Below are 18,054 nucleotides of genomic sequence, written 5' to 3'. Positions count from 1 at the left end.
CGATGCGCGTCGCGATTATCGACTATGGCTCCGGTAACCTGCGCTCGGCGACCAAGGCTTTCGAGCGTGCCGCCCGCGAGGCGGGCATCGATGCCCATATCGATCTTACCGACCGGGCGGAGGATGTTGCCGCGGCCGATCGTATCGTGCTTCCCGGTGTCGGCGCCTATGCCGATTGCCGGCGCGGCCTCGATGCCGTGCCTGGGATGGCCGAGGTGTTGATCGAGGCTGTCGAGAAGAAGGCGCGGCCGTTCTTCGGCATTTGCGTCGGCATGCAGCTCATGTCCTCGCGCGGCCTTGAGAAAACCGTGACGCACGGCTTTAACTGGATTCCCGGTGACGTCGTCGAGATGACGCCTGACGATCCCGCGCTGAAGATCCCGCAGATCGGCTGGAACACGCTCGACCTGAAGCGCGAACATCCGCTCTTCGAGGGAATTCCGACAGGGTCGCAGGGGCTACATGCTTATTTCGTGCATTCCTACCATCTTGCTGCCGAAAACGCCGAGGATGTCATTGCGACGGCCGACTATGGCGGACCGATGACCGCTTTCGTCGGGCGCGACAACATGGTCGGCGCACAGTTTCATCCGGAAAAGAGCCAGAAGCTCGGCCTGGCCCTGATCGGCAATTTCCTGCGCTGGAACCCATAGTTCACGCAATTCCGGACGCAAAATCGCTGTGCAGTTTTGCTGGAATTGCTCCAAGGGCTGGCTTTTAATACAGCCGCCTTATTTCCTCTGTATGGAAACGGCGGAACAGGAGCGCACTCGATGCCGGCTTCACGGAAATCAGGCAAGGTGTTCTACACGTTGCGGCCCTCCAGGGAAGGCTTGCCTGCCTTTTCTGATATAAAGCTTCCCGGCGGCACTATCATCCGCCGTGTCGACGAAGCCATCCACAGACAAGCGCTTTCCAATGCAGCCAAGGCGCTGAAAGAAAGGCTGGACCGATGATCCATGAATCGTTCCCCGCAAACGACAGTGCGAGCCGGCGGCAAAACGGGGTCAGCGCCAGCGACATCGCCGAGGCCGTGCTGGAATTCTATATCGAAGGTGAGGACGATCTGATCGGCCTGCTCGCCTACGCACTCTACGAACGTCAAAAGCGCGATTTTGTTCTCAGCCATCGCAAGCGAAATGCCGGCCGTTCGCCCGATGAGGCCGAACTTGCCGCCGTCAACAGCAATTATCTCTCGACCGACCTGCGCAATACGCTGCGCGACCGCGCCTCGCAGATCCTTTCGAGTTATGCCGAAACCTATGTCGAGGCGATGGAGCCGCAGATCCGGCTCACTGCCGTCAACAACGATGCGCTGCGCCAGGTGCGAAACATCGAGAAATCGATCAAGAGGCGCCTGGGCTTCTGGCGTCAGGTCCGGGCCGGCTTTGCCGTCATCCTGCTGCTTCTTCTGCTTTTCGGCGCGGCTACCATTGCCGCTGTCTTTTTCCGCTCGGATATCGTAGATGCGTGGAATGCGCTGATGGTACCGACCACTCTACGGACGTAAGACGACATGATCCTTTTTCCCGCGATCGACCTGAAAGGCGGCCAATGCGTCCGCCTGAAGCTCGGCGACATGCAGCAGGCGACGGTCTACAACACCGATCCGGCCGCCCAGGCGAGATCCTTCGAAGATCAGGGTTTCGAATGGCTGCATGTGGTCGATCTCGACGGCGCCTTCGCGGGACATTCGGCCAATGGCGATGCCGTCGAAGCGATCCTCAAGGCAACTGACAATCCGGTGCAGCTCGGCGGCGGCATTCGCACGCTCGATCATATCGAGGCCTGGCTGTCGCGCGGGCTGCGACGCGTCATTCTCGGCACCGTGGCGGTCAGAAATCCGGCGCTGGTCATCGAGGCCTGCCGGAAATTTCCTGGTCATGTCGCCGTTGGCATCGATGCCAAGGGGGGCAAGGTGGCCGTCGAGGGTTGGGCGGAGGCCTCCGAACTCGGTATCATCGAGCTCGCCAGAAAATTCGAGGGGGCCGGCGTCGCCGCGATCATCTACACCGATATCGACCGTGACGGCATCCTGGCCGGCATCAACTGGACCTCGACGCTGGAACTTGCCGACGCCGTTTCCATTCCCGTCATCGCCTCGGGCGGCCTTGCCTCTCTCGACGATGTCAGGCGCATGCTGGAGCCCGATGCGCGAAAGCTGGAAGGGGCGATTTCCGGCCGTGCGCTTTATGACGGCCGTATCGACCCCAAGGAAGCGCTGGCGCTGATCAAGGCGGCCCGGACCAAGGAGACCGCGTAATGACCCTCAAGGCCCGTGTCATCCCCTGCCTCGACGTCAAGGACGGCCGCGTCGTCAAGGGCGTCAACTTCCTCAACCTCGTCGATGCCGGCGATCCCGTCGAAGCCGCGAAGGCCTATGATGCGGCCGGTGCCGACGAACTCTGTTTCCTCGACATCACCGCCTCCTCGGACAATCGCGAGACGATCTTCGATGTCGTGTCGCGCACGGCCGACCAGTGCTTCATGCCGCTGACGGTCGGCGGCGGGGTGCGTACTATCGCCGATATCCGCAAGCTGCTGCTGTGCGGTGCCGACAAGGTCTCGATCAATTCGGCGGCCGTCAGCAATCCCGACTTTGTCACTGAGGCGGCCGACAAGTTCGGCGACCAGTGCATCGTCGTCTCGATCGACGCCAAGCGCCGGCGCACCCAGGCGGTCGGCGGCGACAATCTCAGCGCCTGGGAAATCTATACCCATGGCGGCCGCAACGCGACCGGCATCGATGCCGTCGAATTCGCCCAGAAGATGGTGGCGCGCGGCGCCGGCGAGCTGCTGGTCACCTCGATGGACCGCGACGGCACCAAGGTCGGCTACGATCTGGAACTGACGCGGGCGATCGCCGATGCGGTGCGTGTGCCTGTCATCGCCTCCGGCGGCGTCGGCGATCTCGACGATCTCGTCGCCGGGGTAAAGGAGGGCCATGCCAATGCCGTCCTCGCCGCGTCGATCTTCCACTTCGGCACCTATTCCGTCAGCGAGGCAAAGCACTATATGTCGAAGTGCGGCATCGACATGCGTCTCGACTGAACCTTGAAAGCGGACCTATGAGCGGATTTTCCCTTTCCGATCTCGAGAGCATCGTCGAAGAGCGATCGAAAGCCTCGCCGGAGCAATCCTGGACCGCCAAGCTCGTGGCCGCCGGCCAGCCGAAAGCGGCAAAGAAGCTCGGCGAAGAAGCGATCGAAGCCGTGATGGCGGCGGTGACGGGCGACCGCGACAATCTGACCTATGAGGCTGCCGATGTGCTCTATCACCTATTGGTCGTATTGAAGATTGCTGAAATACCGTTAGAGAATGTCATGGCCGAGCTCGAGCGCAGAACCGCGCAGTCCGGCCTCAAGGAAAAGGCCAGCCGGCAGAGTTCATGAGTATCGCGACTGAGATTATCGGGGTGCCGGAAACGTTGGATCATTTCCAGTCGGAATCCTATTCCCCCTACCACTTCTTCTCTTCCGAACAATGGGCGAAATTCCGCGCCGACACGCCGTTGACGCTGACGAGCGACGAGGTCAAACGGTTGCGTTCGATGGGCGATCCGATCGATCTCGACGAGGTCCGGCGCATCTACCTGTCGCTGTCGCGGCTGCTGTCGGCGCATGTCGAATCCTCGCAGATGCTGTTCGAACAGCGCAACCGCTTCCTCAGCCTGTCCGATGTGACGAAGACGCCCTTCGTCATCGGCATCGCCGGCTCGGTCGCTGTGGGAAAATCGACCACCGCCCGCATCCTCAAGGAGCTTCTGGGGCGCTGGCCTTCCAGTCCGAAGGTCGATCTCGTCACCACCGACGGCTTCCTTCATCCGAACGCCGTGCTGCAGCGGGAAAAGCTGATGCAGCGCAAGGGCTTTCCGGAAAGCTACGACACGGCTGCGATCCTGCGCTTCCTCTCGGCCATCAAGGCCGGACAGCCGGATGTGAAGGCGCCCAGCTATTCGCACCTCGTCTACGACGTGCTGCCGGACGAATACAAGATCGTCGACCGACCCGACATCCTGATCTTCGAGGGCATCAACGTGCTGCAGTCGCGCGACCTGCCTGCCGGCGGCAGGATCGTGCCGATGGTCTCCGACTTCTTCGACTTCTCGATCTATATCGATGCCGCGGAAGACGAGATCCACAACTGGTATGTCACGCGCTTCATGCGGCTGCGCGAGACCGCCTTCCGCGATCCGAATTCCTATTTCCATCGCTATGCCTCGATCAGCGACGCGGAAGCGCTCGAAATCGCCGAGGATCTCTGGGCAAACATCAACCTGAAAAACTTGCGCCAGAACATTCTGCCGACGCGTCCGCGCGCCGATCTCATCCTGAAAAAGGGCAAGGATCATCTGATCGAACAGGTCGCGCTGCGAAAACTATAGCGGCGTCCATATTTCAGGAATTGACGCGGCGCAGCGTCAGATTGATGCGGCCGCCATTCTTCAGCAGCGTCGAAGTCGCCGGATGGATACGGTCGACGCCGTGGAAACAAAGCCTCCCCTCGCCGCCCAGCACCACCAGATCACCGCTTGAAAGTTTGAAAGACAGCGTAGGATCATTGCGGCTGAGGCCGCCGACACGAAAGAGGCAGCTGTTGCCGAGCGAGATCGAGACGACCGGGGCCTTGAGATCCTGTTCGTCCTTGTCCTGATGCAGGCCCATGCGGGCTTCGTCGGAGTAGAAATTGACGAGGCAGGCTTCCGGCAGCTTGTCGCAACCCGAAACGTCATTCCAGATATCGAGCAATTGCTGCGGCATATCAGGCCAGGGCCTGCCGGTTGCCGGATGCGTCGGCTGGTAGCGATAGCCGCGCTCTTTGTCCGTCACCCAACCGAGCGGCCCGCAATTGGTCATGCGCACCGACATCGGCTTACCGGTGCCGGGCATGACGGGCACGTAAAGCGGCGCTTCGGCGACGATGGTGCGGATCACCTCGACCAATGCCTCCTGACGCGCGCGGTCGAGATAGCCCGGGAGATGGCGGATGCCGTTCAAGAGCGCGACCATGTCATTCACTACCGCCGGGGCGGCCGCGCATTTTCTTGACTTCCGAGCGGCCGGATTTTTCTTTCAGGCGGCGTTCGACCGAACCCTTGGTCGGCTTGGTCTTCTTGCGTGGCGGCGGTGGCGGCTTGGCGGCCTCCAGGATCAGTTCCTTCAGCCGGTCGCGCGCATCCTCGCGGTTGCGATCCTGGCTGCGAAACCGGCTCGCCTCGATCATCAGCACGCCGTCCTTCGACAAGCGCCGGCCGGCCAGCTTGATCGCATTGGTTTTGACACGATCATTCAGGGACGGCGAATTCGGGATGTTGAAGAACAGCTGGACCGCGGTCGAGACCTTGTTGACATTCTGCCCGCCGGGGCCGCCCGCCAGAACGAACTGTTCCGTCAGCTCCCATCCCGCGATGGTGATCCTGTCATCGATATAGAGCGCGTCGCTGGCCATGCGGCGTTCTATCTCACATCAACGGCGAATTGAAAATATAGGCCATGATCAAGAAAAAACCCGGCAATCCTGCGATGCCGGGTTTCACGTGAGTCAGAAATCTCGCCCTTATTCGGCGGCGACCTTCACGCCGGGGGCGGCATCGCGAACACCGCCGTCGACATGATTTTCAAACTTGGCGAAGTTCGCAATGAACATCGAGACCAGCTTTTCGGCCTGCGCGTCATAGGCTGCCTTGTCGGCCCAGGTCGAGCGCGGATCGAGAATGCTGCTGTCGACGCCGTCGACGGAGACGGGCACGGCGAAGCCGAAGTTCGTGTCAGCACGGAATTCGGCCTGTCCAAGTTCGCCGGTCAGGGCGGCGGCGAGAAGTGCGCGCGTCGCCTTGATCGGCATACGCTTGCCGGTGCCGTAGGCGCCGCCGGTCCAGCCGGTATTGACGAGCCAGCATTGGACACCATGACGGCTGATCAGCTCCTTGAGCAGATTGCCATATTCGGCCGGATGCCGCGGCATGAAGGGTGCGCCAAAGCAGGTGGAGAAGGTCGCTTCCGGTTCGACGACACCCTTTTCCGTGCCGGCCACCTTGGCGGTGTAGCCGGAGAGGAAGTGATACATCGCCTGGTCAGGCGTCAAGCGGGCGATCGGTGGCATGACGCCAAAGGCATCGGCGGTCAGCATGATGATCGTCTTCGGATGCCCGGCGCGGCCCGTTTCCGAAGCGTTCGGGATGAAGTCCATCGGATAGGCGCAACGGGTGTTTTCGGTCAGCGACCCGTCGTTGAAATCCGGCTCGCGGCTTTCGTTCAGCACGACGTTTTCCAGCACGGTGCCGAAGCGCTGCGTCGTCGCATAGATTTCCGGCTCGGCTTCAGCCGAGAGGCGGATCGTCTTGGCGTAGCAGCCGCCTTCGAAGTTGAAGATGCCGTTTTCGCTCCAGCCGTGTTCGTCATCGCCGATCAGCGTCCGTGCCGGATCGGCCGAAAGCGTCGTCTTGCCGGTGCCGGAAAGGCCGAAGAAGACCGCCGCGTCACCGTCCGGACCGACATTGGCCGAGCAGTGCATCGGCATCACGCCCTTGGCCGGCAGCAGGTAGTTGAGCACGGTGAAGACCGATTTCTTCATTTCGCCGGCATAGGACGTGCCGCCGATCAGGACGAGACCATTGGTGAGATCGCAGGCGATCACCGTTTCCGAACGGCAGCCGTGGCGAGCCGGATCGGCCTTGAAGCTCGGCAGATCGATGATCGTCAGCTTCGGGACGAAGCTGGACAGCGCTGCGGTGTCGGGGCGGATCAGCAGATTGCGGATGAACAGCGAATGCCAGGCGAACTCGGTCACGACGCGGGTCGGCAGGGCATGGCCTTCCTCGGCGCCGCCGACGAGGTCCTGGACGAAAAGCTCCTTGCCCGCGGCATGCGCCAGCATATCGTCGCGCAACAAGGCGAAATGTTCCGGCGAGATCGGCTTGTTGTTGTCCCACCAGATTTCGCCATCGGTATTGATGTCGCGAACGACGAACTTGTCGCGCGGCGAACGGCCCGTGTGCTGGCCGGTGATAGCCCGCAGCGCGCCCTGAGCGGTCAGTTCGGCTTCGCCCCGGCGGATCGCTTCTTCATAGAGCGCGGCGGCGGAAAAGTTGTAACGAACGCTGGCTGCGCCGCCCAATCCCACCGTTGCCAGCTCTATTGCCGGGTTATGAACTCCGAACATTTCCATGGCTAGTTCCCTTCGCTCAGGCTCGTTGCCGTTAAAACTGAGCACGAAAATACGGGCAGAAATTTTAAAACACAAGATGGAAAACTTGAGAAAATGCAGTGATATCAAATAATTAATCGATTTAAATTTATACCCTCAATTTTAAATCGTTTGAAAAGTCTGCGTTTAACTATTTTGGTATGCCACCTGAGATTGCTTTGCGAATTTTACGACAATCCTCCCCCTTTATCTTTGCCACAATTTGTTCCACCTTTATCCTCCATAAGCGCATCCGGTCATTGAGACCGCCTGGGGAGAGCAAAATCCGGGAGATTGCGCACTGATGACGGAGACCAACACCATGCCGACAATCGCGCTCGTTGATGACGACCGCAACATCCTCACCTCGGTGTCGATCGCGCTGGAGGCCGAAGGATACAAGGTCGAGACTTATACGGACGGTGCCTCGGCGCTCGACGGCCTTCTGGCCCGACCGCCGCAGCTGGCGATCTTCGACATCAAGATGCCACGCATGGATGGCATGGAACTGCTGCGCCGCCTGCGGCAGAAGTCGGATATTCCCGTCATCTTCCTCACCTCCAAGGACGAGGAGATCGATGAACTCTTCGGTCTGAAGATGGGCGCCGACGATTTCATCACCAAGCCTTTTTCGCAGCGTCTGCTGGTGGAGCGCGTGCGCGCCGTCCTGCGCCGCGCATCAAGCCGTGAAGCCGCCGCCGCCGGCACCAGCCCTACCGGCGCGCCGAAGACCGGCGCGGTGCAGCAGGCCCGCTCGCTGGAGCGCGGGCAGCTGGTCATGGACCAGGAACGCCACACCTGCACCTGGAAGGGCGAGGCGGTGACGCTGACGGTGACCGAATTCCTGATCCTGCATTCGCTGGCGCAGCGCCCCGGCGTCGTCAAAAGCCGCGACGCGCTGATGGACGCGGCCTATGACGAACAGGTCTACGTCGACGACCGAACCATCGACAGCCACATCAAGCGGCTGCGCAAGAAATTCAAGATGGTCGACACCGACTTTGATATGATTGAAACACTTTACGGAGTGGGATACCGCTTCCGCGAAGCAGCCTGAGCCCAAGCGGCGCAGCAGCAGTCAAAATGTTACAGCGTCCTTTGCGCGTCTGAAAAGACGCGCGGCGCTGTCGGAAATATTAAGGGCTGCGGGCCGGTTCATCCGGCCCCGCCCTTCGAAAGGGCCTGTCGTTGGCACAGTTGGTGCAGGAAAGGGATCTGGACGATGCGGAGGGCGTAAGCACCCGTCGCGTCCGGGGCCGGCGTTGGTCGCATCCCTTCACCCTGATCCGCCGCATCTTCGGCAATGCGGTCTTTTCGAGCCTGACGCGGCGCATCCTGTTCTTCAATCTTGCCGCACTGCTGGTGCTCGTCGGCGGTATCCTCTACCTCAACCAGTTCCGCGAGGGGCTGATCGACGCCCGCGTCGAGAGCCTGCTGACGCAGGGCGAGATCATTGCCGGCGCCGTTTCGGCCTCCGCTTCGGTCGATACCAACTCGATCACCATCGATCCGCAGAAACTGCTCGAGCTGCAGGCCGGCCAGAGCATCACCCCGGTGCCGAATGACGAGGATCTCGAATTCCCGATCGATCCCGAGAAGGTCGCGCCCGTCCTGCGCCGACTGATCTCTCCGACGCGCACACGCGCCCGCATCTTCGATGCCGACGCCAATCTGCTGCTCGATTCGCGCCATCTCTATTCGCGCGGCCAGGTGCTGCGCTTCGACCTGCCGCCTGTTGAAGAGGAGAAACAGACCTGGAGCGAGTGGTTCGCCACCCTGTTCAACAAGGCGCTGCAGCCCGGCAATCTGCCGCTCTACAAGGAAGCGCCGGGCGGCGACGGCTCGATTTATCCCGAGGTGATGAATGCGCTCACCGGCGTGCGCGGCGCGGTCGTGCGCACCACCGAGAAAGGCGAGCTCATCGTTTCCGTCGCCGTGCCGATCCAGCGTTTCCGTGCCGTGCTCGGCGTTTTGCTGCTGTCGACGCAGGCGGGCGACATCGACAATATCGTCCATGCCGAGCGGCTTGCCATCATGCGCGTCTTCGGCGTCGCGACTCTCGTCAACGTGCTGCTTTCGCTGGTGCTTTCATCGACGATCGCCAATCCGCTGCGCCGTCTTTCGGCGGCCGCCATCCGTGTGCGCCGCGGGGCCAAGGCACGCGAGGAGATCCCCGACTTCTCCGCCCGCCAGGACGAAATCGGCAACCTTTCCATCGCGTTGCGCGAGATGACGACGGCGCTCTACGACCGCATCGATGCAATCGAGAGTTTCGCGGCCGATGTCAGCCACGAGCTCAAGAATCCGCTGACCTCGCTGCGAAGCGCTGTGGAAACGCTGCCGCTTGCCCGATCCGACGATTCCAAGAAGCGGCTGATGGACGTCATCCAGCACGATGTCCGCCGCCTCGACCGGCTGATCAGCGATATTTCCGACGCCTCCCGTCTCGATGCCGAACTCGCACGCGTCGATGCCGGCTCCGTCGATATGGAGGTGCTGCTGCGTGACCTCATCGAGGTTTCGCGCCAGGTCAGGAGCAGCAAGAAGCAGGTGGAGATCGAATATGCGATCGAGCGCAAGCCGAACATCAAGACGCGCTTCGTCGTCAATGGCCACGATCTGCGCATCGGCCAGATCATCGCCAACCTGATCGAGAATGCCCGCTCTTTCGTGCCGGAAAAGGGCGGCAAGATTACTGTGCGGCTGGTGCGGACGCGTTCGCGCTGCGTCACCACTATCGAAGACAACGGCCCCGGCATCCAGGCGGAAAATATCGACCGCATCTTCGAACGCTTCTATACGGACCGGCCGGAATCGGAAGGCTTCGGCCAGAATTCGGGGCTCGGCCTTTCGATCAGCCGGCAGATCGCCGAAGCGCATGGTGGTTCGCTGAGAGCCGAAAACATCACCGATGCCGAAGGCGGGCATGTGCTCGGCGCGCGCTTCATCCTCTCTTTGCCAGTCGGCACAGCGGCATGACCGAGGCAGCTTTCAACATCCATGCGACGGCGATCGTGGTCGGCAAGACGGGACTGCTGTTCAGCGGGCCTTCCGGCTGGGGCAAATCGATGCTGGCCTTCACCTGCATGACGGAGGCGCGCCGCCTCGGACTGTTCACGGCGCTTGTCGCCGACGACCAAGTTCTTCTCTCAGGAGAGGCCGGCGCGGTGATTGCCGCGTGCCCGCCGTCGATCACCGGGCTGATGGAGCTTCGTGGCACCGGTATCGTTCATCAGGAGCATATTCCCAGGGCGGCCATGCATTATGCCGTGTTTCCGGGCAGTGCCACCGGCGAAACCCGGGTGCCTCCCGAGGGCGAAATGGTGAGCCTTGCCGCCGGTTTGTCGCTTCCCGCATTGCGGTTGCTCGCAGGCGTTTCCTCACCCCTTGCGGTCCTGATGGCAAAAGTGCCGGATATCGGGCGCTAGGGCCTTCCGGATTGGTCAATCTGCCTTATATAGTCGCATTTTTATCTTGCACTTCGGCTTTTCATAGCCAAGATGTGCCCCCACCGGTGGACGTAATTGCTGCATTGCGATATTGGGTCCACCGTTTGCGTCTATGGGAGCAGTAATATCATGATCGGACTTGTGCTTGTCACTCATGGCAAGCTGGCTGAAGAGTTTCGTCATGCTGTCGAGCACGTCGTCGGTCCTCAGAAATTTATCGAGACGGTCTGTATTGGCCCCGAAGACGACATGGACCAGAGACGGCAGGATATTCTGGAAGCCGTTTCCGGTGCCGATGATGGCCATGGCGTCGTCATCCTGACCGACATGTTCGGCGGCACTCCGTCCAATCTTGCCATATCAGTCATGAGCAGCGGCCATACCGAAGTCATTGCCGGCGTCAACCTGCCGATGTTGATCAAGCTTGCCGGCGTGCGCGGCGAGAACAACATGGAGAAGGCGCTGGTGGAGGCTTCCGAAGCCGGGCGGAAATATATCAATGTCGCAAGCCGTGTGCTCAGCGGAAAATAACGAGCCTTCATGACATCGCTCTCCCGGGAACTCCTCATTATCAACAAGCGCGGTCTTCACGCGCGCGCTTCCGCCAAATTCGTGCAGATGGTCGAGACCTTCGATGCCGCGATCACCGTTTCCAAGGACGGGATGACGGTCGGCGGTACCTCCATCATGGGACTGATGATGCTTGCGGCAAGCCCCGGCTCGAGCGTCGTCGTCTCGGCGAGCGGCAGCCAGGCCGAGGAAGCGCTGGAGGCGCTGGACCAACTGATCCAGAATAGGTTCGGCGAAGAAATGTGAGCGCCGGCGAGCTCATATAAACATATAAAGACTTCTTTATATCCTTATTGCCATCCCGGGCGAAGCCTGCTAAACGGCGGACATGCCGTGCGCTTGCACGCGGTCATCTTCGCGCCTGCGCCAATTTTGAGACGTTTTCAGCCTGGAGGCCTCTATGAGCACTGAAAAAGATTATGTCGTCGCCGATATCGGGCTTGCGGATTTCGGCCGCAAGGAAATTACGATCGCCGAAACCGAAATGCCGGGGCTGATGTCCTGCCGCACCGAATTCGGCCAGACTAAGCCGCTGAAGGGCGCGCGCATCACCGGCTCGCTGCACATGACCATCCAGACGGCCGTGCTCATCGAAACGCTGGTCGCGCTCGGCGCCGAAGTCCGCTGGGCCTCGTGCAACATCTTCTCGACGCAGGATCATGCCGCTGCCGCGATCGCCGCTTCCGGCGTGCCTGTCTTCGCCATCAAGGGCGAATCGCTCGAGGATTACTGGGTCTACACCGACAAGATCTTCCAGTGGGCCGATGGCGGCCTTTCCAACATGATCCTCGATGACGGCGGCGATGCCACCATGTACATCCTGCTTGGCGCCCGCGCCGAGGCCGGCGAGGACGTGCTGTCTCACCCGCATTCCGAAGAAGAGGAAATCCTCTTCGCACAGATCAAGAAGCGCCTCGCCGCTTCCCCGGGCTGGTTCACCAAGCAGCGCGACGCGATCAAGGGCGTCACCGAGGAAACGACGACCGGCGTCAACCGACTTTACCAGCTCAGCCAGAAGGGCCTGCTGCCCTTCCCGGCGATCAACGTCAACGACTCGGTTACCAAGTCGAAGTTCGACAACAAGTATGGCTGCAAGGAATCGCTGGTCGACGGCATCCGCCGCGGCACCGACGTCATGATGGCCGGCAAGGTTGCGGTCGTTTGCGGATACGGCGACGTCGGCAAGGGTTCTGCCGCTTCGCTCTCCGGCGCCGGCGCCCGCGTCAAGGTGACCGAAGCCGATCCGATCTGCGCATTGCAGGCTGCGATGGACGGTTATGAAGTCGTTCTGCTCGAGGACGTCGTTTCCTCGGCCGATATCTTCATCACCACCACCGGCAACAAGGACGTCATCCGGATCGACCATATGCGGGCGATGAAGGATATGGCCATCGTCGGCAATATCGGTCACTTCGACAACGAAATCGAAGTCGCTGCATTGCGCAATCTCAAGTGGACCAACGTCAAGCCACAGGTCGACCTGATCGAATTCCCCAAGGGCAACCGCATCATCCTTCTTTCCGAAGGCCGTCTGCTCAACCTCGGCAACGCCACCGGCCATCCGTCCTTCGTGATGTCGGCTTCGTTTACCAACCAGACGCTGGCGCAAATCGAGCTCTTCACCAAGCCCGACCAGTATTCCAACCAGGTCTATATCCTGCCGAAGCATCTCGATGAAAAGGTCGCACGCCTGCATCTCGACAAGCTCGGCGTGAAGCTGACTGAGCTTTCTGAGGAACAGGCTGCCTATATCGGCGTCTCGCCGAAGGGGCCGTTCAAGTCCGACCACTACAGATATTGATCTGATCGTTAATATCCACAAGATGTAGAAGCCGCGGCATTGACAAATGTCGCGGCTTATTTTTTGGACGCTCCCTTCCCGCCGATTCCCTTCCGAAGTATTGTTTTAAGACTTGATTCGTGGCGCCGGACTCTGTCCGACCGCTCCGAAAATGGGATGTCTTGTCGTAATGCGGCACATTGAAGGACGGAGACATACCGCGGATGTCGGAAATGAAAAGCAGCCTGCCCGGTCAGGCGGATGATGGCGCTCGCGCCGATCGCCGCCCGCTTATGGCAGGCCAAGGATATAAATCTGCAACGGCACACGAGGCCGCAAAGCAAGAGCACGGACCATTGGCGCGCTTTCTTAAAAGCTGCGCTGCCGGCACGGCGCTTGCCGCGCTGGCGCGGCCGGCTCTGGCGCAGGCGGAGCAGCAGGCGGCGGCTTCGGCTCACCTCTTCACATCCTCGCAGGTGATCGGTGTTTCCGTCGTCATCGGTGTCATATCGGCAGCATTGCTGTCGACGCTGTGGCTCGTGCGCCAGCGCGGCAACCTGGAAAACGAGAGCCGGGAAATCCGCTCGGCGCTCTCCGATGCTCAGCAGCGTATTTCGCAATACCAGGCTCTGATCGCCGACAAGAACCGGCGGATCGTCATCTGGGACGGCAATGCGCGCCCCGAACTGCTCGGCCAACTTCCACCTGAGACCGGCGCGCCGCAGGACGGCGAATTCCTGGCCTTCGGGCTGTGGCTGAAGTCACGTTCGGCTTCCGAGCTGGAAAAGGCGATCGACCGGCTGCGCGACGAGGCGCAGAGCTTCGACATGGTGGTCGAAACCATCCGCGACGAAATCCTCGAGGCGCAGGGCCGGGTTTCCGGCGGGCGGGCCTTCGTCCGTTTCGTGGCGCTCAACAATCTGCGCGCCGAGCTCGCAGAGCTCAGGATCGAGCGCGACCGGCTGATGACCTCGATCTCGGCCTTCCAGACCATGCTCGACGCGATCGACATGCCGGCCTGGCAGCGTGACCCGGTGGGCCGCCTCACCTGGGTCAACCAGGCTTATGGCGAGGCGGTCGAGGCGCGATCGCCGCAGCAGGCGATCAATGAAGGCCGCGAGATGCTGACGACCGTGGCGCGCGAACGCATTCGCGCGACGACGACGCCGGAATCGCCCTTCCACGACAAGATTTCGACGGTCGTGCACGGCAACCGCACCTTCTTCGACGTCGTCGACGTCAGGGTTCCCGGCGGCTCGGCCGGCATCGCGATCGATGTGTCCGACATAGAGGCAGTGCGCGCCGAGCTGGAACGGACGCTGAAGAGCCATGCCGAAACGCTCGACCATCTCGCCACGCCGGTTGCCATCTTCGACGGCGACCGCCGGCTGCAATTCTACAACCAGGCCTTCGTCGCGCTCTGGGAGCTGGATATCGCCTTCCTCGAAGGCCGACCTGACAATAGCGAGCTGCTCGAGCGGCTGCGGGCGGCCAAGAAGCTACCGGACCAGCTCAACTGGAAAAGCTGGAAGGAAGCCGCACTTTCCGTTTATCGCGCGCTCGACACGCAATCCGATCTCTGGCACCTGCCGAACGGACAGACGTTGCGCGTCTTTGCAACCGCCCATCCGCAGGGCGGCGCCACCTGGGTGTTCGAAAACCTGACCGAGCAGGTCGATCTCGAAACGCGCTACAACACACTGGTCAAGGTGCAGGGCGAAACGATCGACCATCTTTCCGAAGGTGTGGCGGTGTTCGGCCCTGATGGACGCATCCGCCTTTCCAACCCGGCCTTCCGCGCGCTCTGGGGGATCACCGAAACCGAAGCCAAGCCCGGCACCCATATCCGTGCGCTAGGCGAGGCCTGCGCGCCGTCCTATGACCGGCCGGACGGCTGGAAGACCTTCGCGGAACTGATCACCAGCTTTGACGACGAACGCCGCTCCGGCCAGGGAACGCTGGAACTCTTCTCCGGCCTCGTGCTCGACTACGCCGTCATCCCGCTGCCGAACGCGCAGACCATGCTGACCTTCGTCAACATGACGGACAGCGTGCGTGCCGAGCGCGCGCTGACCGAGAAGAACGAAGCACTGCGCAAAGCCGACGAGCTGAAAAACGACTTCGTCCAGCACGTTTCCTATGAACTGCGTTCGCCACTGACCAACATCATCGGCTTCACCGATCTCCTGCGTACACCGGGTGTCGGGCCGCTGAACGAACGGCAGGCCGAATATATCGACCACATCTCGACCTCGTCCTCGGTTCTCTTGACGCTCGTCAACGATATCCTCGACCTTGCGACCGTCGACGCCGGCATCATGCGCCTCAACTATGCGGATATCGATCTCAACGATCTGCTCGACGACGTCTCGATGCAGATCGCCGATCGCCTCCACGAAAGCGGCGTGGCGCTTGAAATTACCGCACCCGCCTATCTCGGCTCGATCATTGCCGATCCGCAGCGGCTGAAGCAGATCCTTCTGAAGCTTCTTTCCAATGCAGCGAATTTCTCGCCCGAAGGCACCTCGATCTCGCTGGAATGCCATCGCGAAGGCACGGATTTCGTCTTCTCGGTCAGCGATCGCGGCCCCGGCATCTCACCTGATATGATCGCGACCGTCTTCGACCGTTTTGCCACGGGGGCGAAAAGCGGCAAACGCGGCGGCGCCGGCCTCGGCCTCTCGATCGTCGACAGCTTCGTCAGTTTGCATCATGGCGACGTGACGATCGACAGCGAGCCGGGTAAGGGCACGACCGTCGTCTGCCGTATCCCCTCGGTCGATGTACCGCATTCCGCCGCCGCCGAATGACGACCAGCCATGCGATCTCGCTTTTCCTGAAAGACGAGGCGGCTACCATCCGCCTCGGCGAAGATCTCGCACTGGCCCTGAAGGCCGGCGATTGCCTTGCCCTTTCCGGCGATCTCGGCGCGGGGAAATCCTCGCTCGCCCGGGCGATCCTGCGCGCCATGGCCGATGACGAAGAGCTCGAGGTCCCGAGCCCGACCTTCACGCTGGTCCAGTCCTACGATCTGCGCATCCCCATTTCGCATTTCGATCTCTACCGGCTCGGCGACCCCGCCGAACTGACCGAACTCGGCTTCGACGAGGCTCTGCAGAACGGCATCGGTCTCGTCGAATGGCCGGAGATGGCGGACAGCGAGCTGCCCACTCAGCGCATCGCACTGACGCTGGAACATGAGGGCGAGGGCCGCCGGGCAACAATCAAAGCCGTTGGCGCGCAAATTACACGCATCCGCCGTGTCCTGGCGATCCGCGATTTCCTTGACGCTGCAGGTTACCCCGCAGCGAAACGCCGCTTCCTGACCGGCGATGCCTCGCTGCGCGCCTATGAGGCGATCTATCCGAAGGCCGAGAACCAGCGCATCATCCTGATGGACTGGCCGCCTCTTGCCGAAGGCCCGCCAGTTCTCGACGGTAAACCCTATCCCAAAGTCGCGCATCTTGCCGAAAACGCCTATCCCTTCGTGGCGATCGCCGATGCGCTGCGCAAGGACGGCTTTGCGGCGCCCGAAGTCTACAAGGTGGATTATAACAAGGGTATCCTGCTCATCGAAGATCTCGGCAGTGACGGCGTGCTGGACGCCCACGGACAGCCTATTATCGAACGCTATCGCGAAAGCGTTGCCTGCCTGGCCAGACTGCACGCTCTGAAATTTCCGCACGACATCCCAGTTGGAAAGAGGCATGTCCATCATATTCCTGATTTCGACCGTACGGCGATGAAGATGGAGGTGCGGCTGGTGCTCGACTGGCACCTGCCCTGGAAGCGCCAGGGCGCACCCGCAACCGAAGCCGAACGCGCGGATTATCTGGCGATCTGGGATACACTCATCGACGAACTCGCAACGGCCGAGAAGAACCTGCTGCTGCGCGACTTCCACTCGCCGAATATCATCTGGAGACCGCATGCGAAGGGCGTCGAACGGATCGGCCTCATCGACTTCCAGGACGCCATGATCGGCCCCACGGCTTATGATCTCGCCTCGATCGTCCAGGATGCGCGCGTATCGATCGAGCCGGGCCTCTTCCGGCAACTGATGGATGATTATCTGGGGCTTCGCCGCGCACAGGGCGGTTTCGACGAAGCCGGCTTCATGAGGGCCTGGGCAATCATGTCGGCGCAGCGCAATTGCAAGCTTGCCGGTCTCTGGGTGCGCTTGTTGCAGCGCGACGGCAAGCCGGGCTATCTGAAACACATGCCGCGCACGCTTGCCTATCTGAACGTCGCGCTAGAGCATGAAACGCTTGCCCCCTTGCGCGATTGGTGCACAAGGGCTGGAATAGGCCAGAGCGAATCATAAGTTCCGGATCAGAATGACCATCAGACAAGCCATGGTACTGGCCGCGGGTCTCGGAACCCGCATGCGCCCGATCACCGATACGATCCCGAAGCCGCTGGTGAAGATCGACGGCAAGCCGATGATCGACTACGCGCTGGATTCCCTGGTTGCGGCCGGCGTCGAACGCGCCGTCGTCAATGTTCACCACTTCGCCGACCAGATGCTCGCCCATCTCAGGAACTACCGCGGCCTCGACATCATCATTTCCGACGAGCAGGAAGCTCTGATGAATTCCGGCGGCGGGCTGGCGAAGGGCCTGACATTGCTTAACCGCAACAATGTCTTCGTCATGAATGCCGATCTCTTCTGGATCGGCGAGCAGCCGGGGCGACCGACCAACCTGCAACGCTTAGCCGGATTCTTCGATAGTGAACGCATGGACATGGCGCTGCTTTGCGTTGGGATCGAGGATACGACAGGTCACAACGGCAAGAACGACTTCAGCCTTGCAACCGATGGCCGGCTGACGCGTTATCGCGACGATCCATCCAATCCCGTCGTCTATGCCGGAGCGATCGTCATGAACCCGTCGCTGCTCGACGATGCACCGAAGGATGCCTTCAACCTCAATATCTATTTCGACAAGGCGATCGCGCGCGGACGGCTTTTCGGCATGGTGCTCGAAGGCCATTGGCTGACTGTGGGAACGCCGGAGGCAATCGGCGAGGCGGAGGAAACGATCCGCAGGTTGCGGGCGTTTGCCTGAG

19 protein-coding genes are annotated in these 18,054 nt (G+C 61.1%); 16 read left to right on the top strand and 3 right to left on the bottom strand.

The window, feature by feature from the left end:
* Positions 1-2 precede the first annotated feature (2 nt).
* From hisH to coaA, 7 genes are all read left to right on the top strand, one after another.
* Positions 3-653 (top strand): imidazole glycerol phosphate synthase subunit HisH, encoded by a 651-nt coding sequence (gene hisH / locus BS629_RS08545; protein WP_018244193.1) that lies wholly within the window; start codon positions 3-5, stop codon positions 651-653.
* Positions 654-773: 120 nt separating this feature from the next.
* Positions 774-956 carry a hypothetical protein gene (locus tag BS629_RS08540; RefSeq protein ID WP_018244192.1) on the top strand — a complete coding sequence of 61 codons (183 nt, stop codon included), beginning with the start codon at positions 774-776 and terminating at the stop codon, positions 954-956.
* Positions 953-1,510 (top strand): hypothetical protein, encoded by a 558-nt coding sequence (locus BS629_RS08535; RefSeq protein WP_018244191.1) that lies wholly within the window; start codon positions 953-955, stop codon positions 1,508-1,510. The genes BS629_RS08540 and BS629_RS08535 overlap by 4 nt, the downstream gene beginning before the upstream one ends.
* A gap of 6 nt (positions 1,511-1,516) precedes the next feature.
* Positions 1,517-2,263 carry a 1-(5-phosphoribosyl)-5-[(5-phosphoribosylamino)methylideneamino]imidazole-4-carboxamide isomerase gene (hisA, locus tag BS629_RS08530; protein WP_018244190.1) on the top strand — a complete coding sequence of 249 codons (747 nt, stop codon included), beginning with the start codon at positions 1,517-1,519 and terminating at the stop codon, positions 2,261-2,263.
* Positions 2,263-3,051: an imidazole glycerol phosphate synthase subunit HisF gene (gene hisF, locus BS629_RS08525; RefSeq protein ID WP_011649867.1), complete on the top strand. Its 789-nt coding sequence runs from the start codon at positions 2,263-2,265 to the stop codon at positions 3,049-3,051. The genes hisA and hisF overlap by 1 nt, the downstream gene beginning before the upstream one ends.
* Positions 3,052-3,068: 17 nt before the next feature.
* Positions 3,069-3,392 (top strand): phosphoribosyl-ATP diphosphatase, encoded by a 324-nt coding sequence (locus tag BS629_RS08520; protein WP_017995608.1) that lies wholly within the window; start codon positions 3,069-3,071, stop codon positions 3,390-3,392.
* The gene (coaA, locus tag BS629_RS08515; RefSeq protein WP_018244189.1) at positions 3,389-4,384 is read left to right on the top strand and encodes a type I pantothenate kinase; all 996 of its coding nucleotides are present in this window, start codon (positions 3,389-3,391) and stop codon (positions 4,382-4,384) included. The genes BS629_RS08520 and coaA overlap by 4 nt, the downstream gene beginning before the upstream one ends.
* Before the next feature lie 13 nt (positions 4,385-4,397).
* Here the strand turns inward: coaA and BS629_RS08510 are convergent, their stop codons facing one another.
* The 3 genes from BS629_RS08510 to BS629_RS08500 all read right to left on the bottom strand — a co-directional run bounded on the left by BS629_RS08510 (position 4,398) and on the right by BS629_RS08500 (position 7,167).
* Positions 4,398-5,009: an alpha-ketoglutarate-dependent dioxygenase AlkB gene (locus tag BS629_RS08510; RefSeq protein WP_018244188.1), complete on the bottom strand. Its 612-nt coding sequence runs from the start codon at positions 5,007-5,009 to the stop codon at positions 4,398-4,400.
* Between the two features lies 1 nt (position 5,010).
* Positions 5,011-5,448, bottom strand: a complete 438-nt coding sequence (arfB, locus tag BS629_RS08505) for an alternative ribosome rescue aminoacyl-tRNA hydrolase ArfB (protein ID WP_018244187.1) — start codon at positions 5,446-5,448, stop codon at positions 5,011-5,013.
* Between the two features lie 108 nt (positions 5,449-5,556).
* Positions 5,557-7,167 (bottom strand): phosphoenolpyruvate carboxykinase, encoded by a 1,611-nt coding sequence (locus BS629_RS08500; protein WP_018244186.1) that lies wholly within the window; start codon positions 7,165-7,167, stop codon positions 5,557-5,559.
* A gap of 340 nt (positions 7,168-7,507) precedes the next feature.
* Between BS629_RS08500 and BS629_RS08495 the strand changes: the two genes are divergently transcribed.
* From BS629_RS08495 to BS629_RS08455, 9 genes are all read left to right on the top strand, one after another.
* On the top strand, positions 7,508-8,242 hold the full coding sequence (locus tag BS629_RS08495) for a response regulator transcription factor (protein WP_003544146.1): 735 nt from the start codon (positions 7,508-7,510) through the stop codon (positions 8,240-8,242).
* A 131-nt stretch (positions 8,243-8,373) separates the two neighbouring features.
* Positions 8,374-10,164, top strand: coding sequence for a sensor histidine kinase (locus tag BS629_RS08490; RefSeq protein ID WP_018244185.1), 1,791 nt, complete (start codon positions 8,374-8,376; stop codon positions 10,162-10,164).
* Complete coding sequence (locus tag BS629_RS08485; protein WP_018244184.1) at positions 10,161-10,613, top strand: HPr kinase/phosphorylase; 453 nt, start codon at positions 10,161-10,163, stop codon at positions 10,611-10,613. The genes BS629_RS08490 and BS629_RS08485 overlap by 4 nt, the downstream gene beginning before the upstream one ends.
* A 150-nt stretch (positions 10,614-10,763) precedes the next feature.
* Positions 10,764-11,165: a PTS sugar transporter subunit IIA gene (locus BS629_RS08480; RefSeq protein WP_003544139.1), complete on the top strand. Its 402-nt coding sequence runs from the start codon at positions 10,764-10,766 to the stop codon at positions 11,163-11,165.
* A gap of 9 nt (positions 11,166-11,174) precedes the next feature.
* Positions 11,175-11,450, top strand: a complete 276-nt coding sequence (locus BS629_RS08475; protein WP_003544133.1) for an HPr family phosphocarrier protein — start codon at positions 11,175-11,177, stop codon at positions 11,448-11,450.
* 154 nt (positions 11,451-11,604) lie between these two features.
* Entirely contained in the window at positions 11,605-13,005 is a 1,401-nt protein-coding gene (ahcY, locus tag BS629_RS08470; RefSeq protein WP_011649859.1) for an adenosylhomocysteinase, read from the top strand.
* Positions 13,006-13,208: 203 nt separating this feature from the next.
* Positions 13,209-15,794 (top strand): sensor histidine kinase, encoded by a 2,586-nt coding sequence (locus BS629_RS08465; RefSeq protein WP_018244183.1) that lies wholly within the window; start codon positions 13,209-13,211, stop codon positions 15,792-15,794.
* Entirely contained in the window at positions 15,791-17,308 is a 1,518-nt protein-coding gene (locus BS629_RS08460; RefSeq protein ID WP_018244182.1) for a bifunctional tRNA (adenosine(37)-N6)-threonylcarbamoyltransferase complex ATPase subunit type 1 TsaE/phosphotransferase, read from the top strand. Before BS629_RS08465 ends, BS629_RS08460 begins: the two co-directional genes overlap by 4 nt.
* A 13-nt stretch (positions 17,309-17,321) precedes the next feature.
* Positions 17,322-18,053, top strand: coding sequence for a nucleotidyltransferase family protein (locus BS629_RS08455; protein ID WP_018244181.1), 732 nt, complete (start codon positions 17,322-17,324; stop codon positions 18,051-18,053).
* Position 18,054: the final 1 nt, after the last annotated feature.

Origin of the sequence: Rhizobium leguminosarum bv. viciae USDA 2370, from assembly GCF_002008365.1 — a bacterium.
Taxonomy (GTDB): domain Bacteria; phylum Pseudomonadota; class Alphaproteobacteria; order Rhizobiales; family Rhizobiaceae; genus Rhizobium; species Rhizobium leguminosarum.
This window is presented reverse-complemented; position numbering and strand designations above follow the sequence as displayed.

Excerpts from the sequence above, each read along its gene's own strand:
- hisH (WP_018244193.1), top strand. The coding sequence starts at position 3 with ATGCGCGTCGCGATTATCGACTATGGCTCCGGTAACCTGCGCTCGGCG.
- BS629_RS08540 (WP_018244192.1), top strand. The coding sequence starts at position 774 with ATGCCGGCTTCACGGAAATCAGGCAAGGTGTTCTACACGTTGCGGCCC.
- BS629_RS08535 (WP_018244191.1), top strand. The coding sequence starts at position 953 with ATGATCCATGAATCGTTCCCCGCAAACGACAGTGCGAGCCGGCGGCAA.
- hisA (WP_018244190.1), top strand. The coding sequence starts at position 1,517 with ATGATCCTTTTTCCCGCGATCGACCTGAAAGGCGGCCAATGCGTCCGC.
- hisF (WP_011649867.1), top strand. The coding sequence starts at position 2,263 with ATGACCCTCAAGGCCCGTGTCATCCCCTGCCTCGACGTCAAGGACGGC.
- BS629_RS08520 (WP_017995608.1), top strand. The coding sequence starts at position 3,069 with ATGAGCGGATTTTCCCTTTCCGATCTCGAGAGCATCGTCGAAGAGCGA.
- coaA (WP_018244189.1), top strand. The coding sequence starts at position 3,389 with ATGAGTATCGCGACTGAGATTATCGGGGTGCCGGAAACGTTGGATCAT.
- BS629_RS08510 (WP_018244188.1), bottom strand. The coding sequence starts at position 5,009 with ATGGTCGCGCTCTTGAACGGCATCCGCCATCTCCCGGGCTATCTCGAC.
- arfB (WP_018244187.1), bottom strand. The coding sequence starts at position 5,448 with ATGGCCAGCGACGCGCTCTATATCGATGACAGGATCACCATCGCGGGA.
- BS629_RS08500 (WP_018244186.1), bottom strand. The coding sequence starts at position 7,167 with ATGGAAATGTTCGGAGTTCATAACCCGGCAATAGAGCTGGCAACGGTG.
- BS629_RS08495 (WP_003544146.1), top strand. The coding sequence starts at position 7,508 with ATGCCGACAATCGCGCTCGTTGATGACGACCGCAACATCCTCACCTCG.
- BS629_RS08485 (WP_018244184.1), top strand. The coding sequence starts at position 10,161 with ATGACCGAGGCAGCTTTCAACATCCATGCGACGGCGATCGTGGTCGGC.
- BS629_RS08480 (WP_003544139.1), top strand. The coding sequence starts at position 10,764 with ATGATCGGACTTGTGCTTGTCACTCATGGCAAGCTGGCTGAAGAGTTT.
- BS629_RS08475 (WP_003544133.1), top strand. The coding sequence starts at position 11,175 with ATGACATCGCTCTCCCGGGAACTCCTCATTATCAACAAGCGCGGTCTT.
- ahcY (WP_011649859.1), top strand. The coding sequence starts at position 11,605 with ATGAGCACTGAAAAAGATTATGTCGTCGCCGATATCGGGCTTGCGGAT.
- BS629_RS08465 (WP_018244183.1), top strand. The coding sequence starts at position 13,209 with ATGTCGGAAATGAAAAGCAGCCTGCCCGGTCAGGCGGATGATGGCGCT.
- BS629_RS08460 (WP_018244182.1), top strand. The coding sequence starts at position 15,791 with ATGACGACCAGCCATGCGATCTCGCTTTTCCTGAAAGACGAGGCGGCT.
- BS629_RS08455 (WP_018244181.1), top strand. The coding sequence starts at position 17,322 with ATGACCATCAGACAAGCCATGGTACTGGCCGCGGGTCTCGGAACCCGC.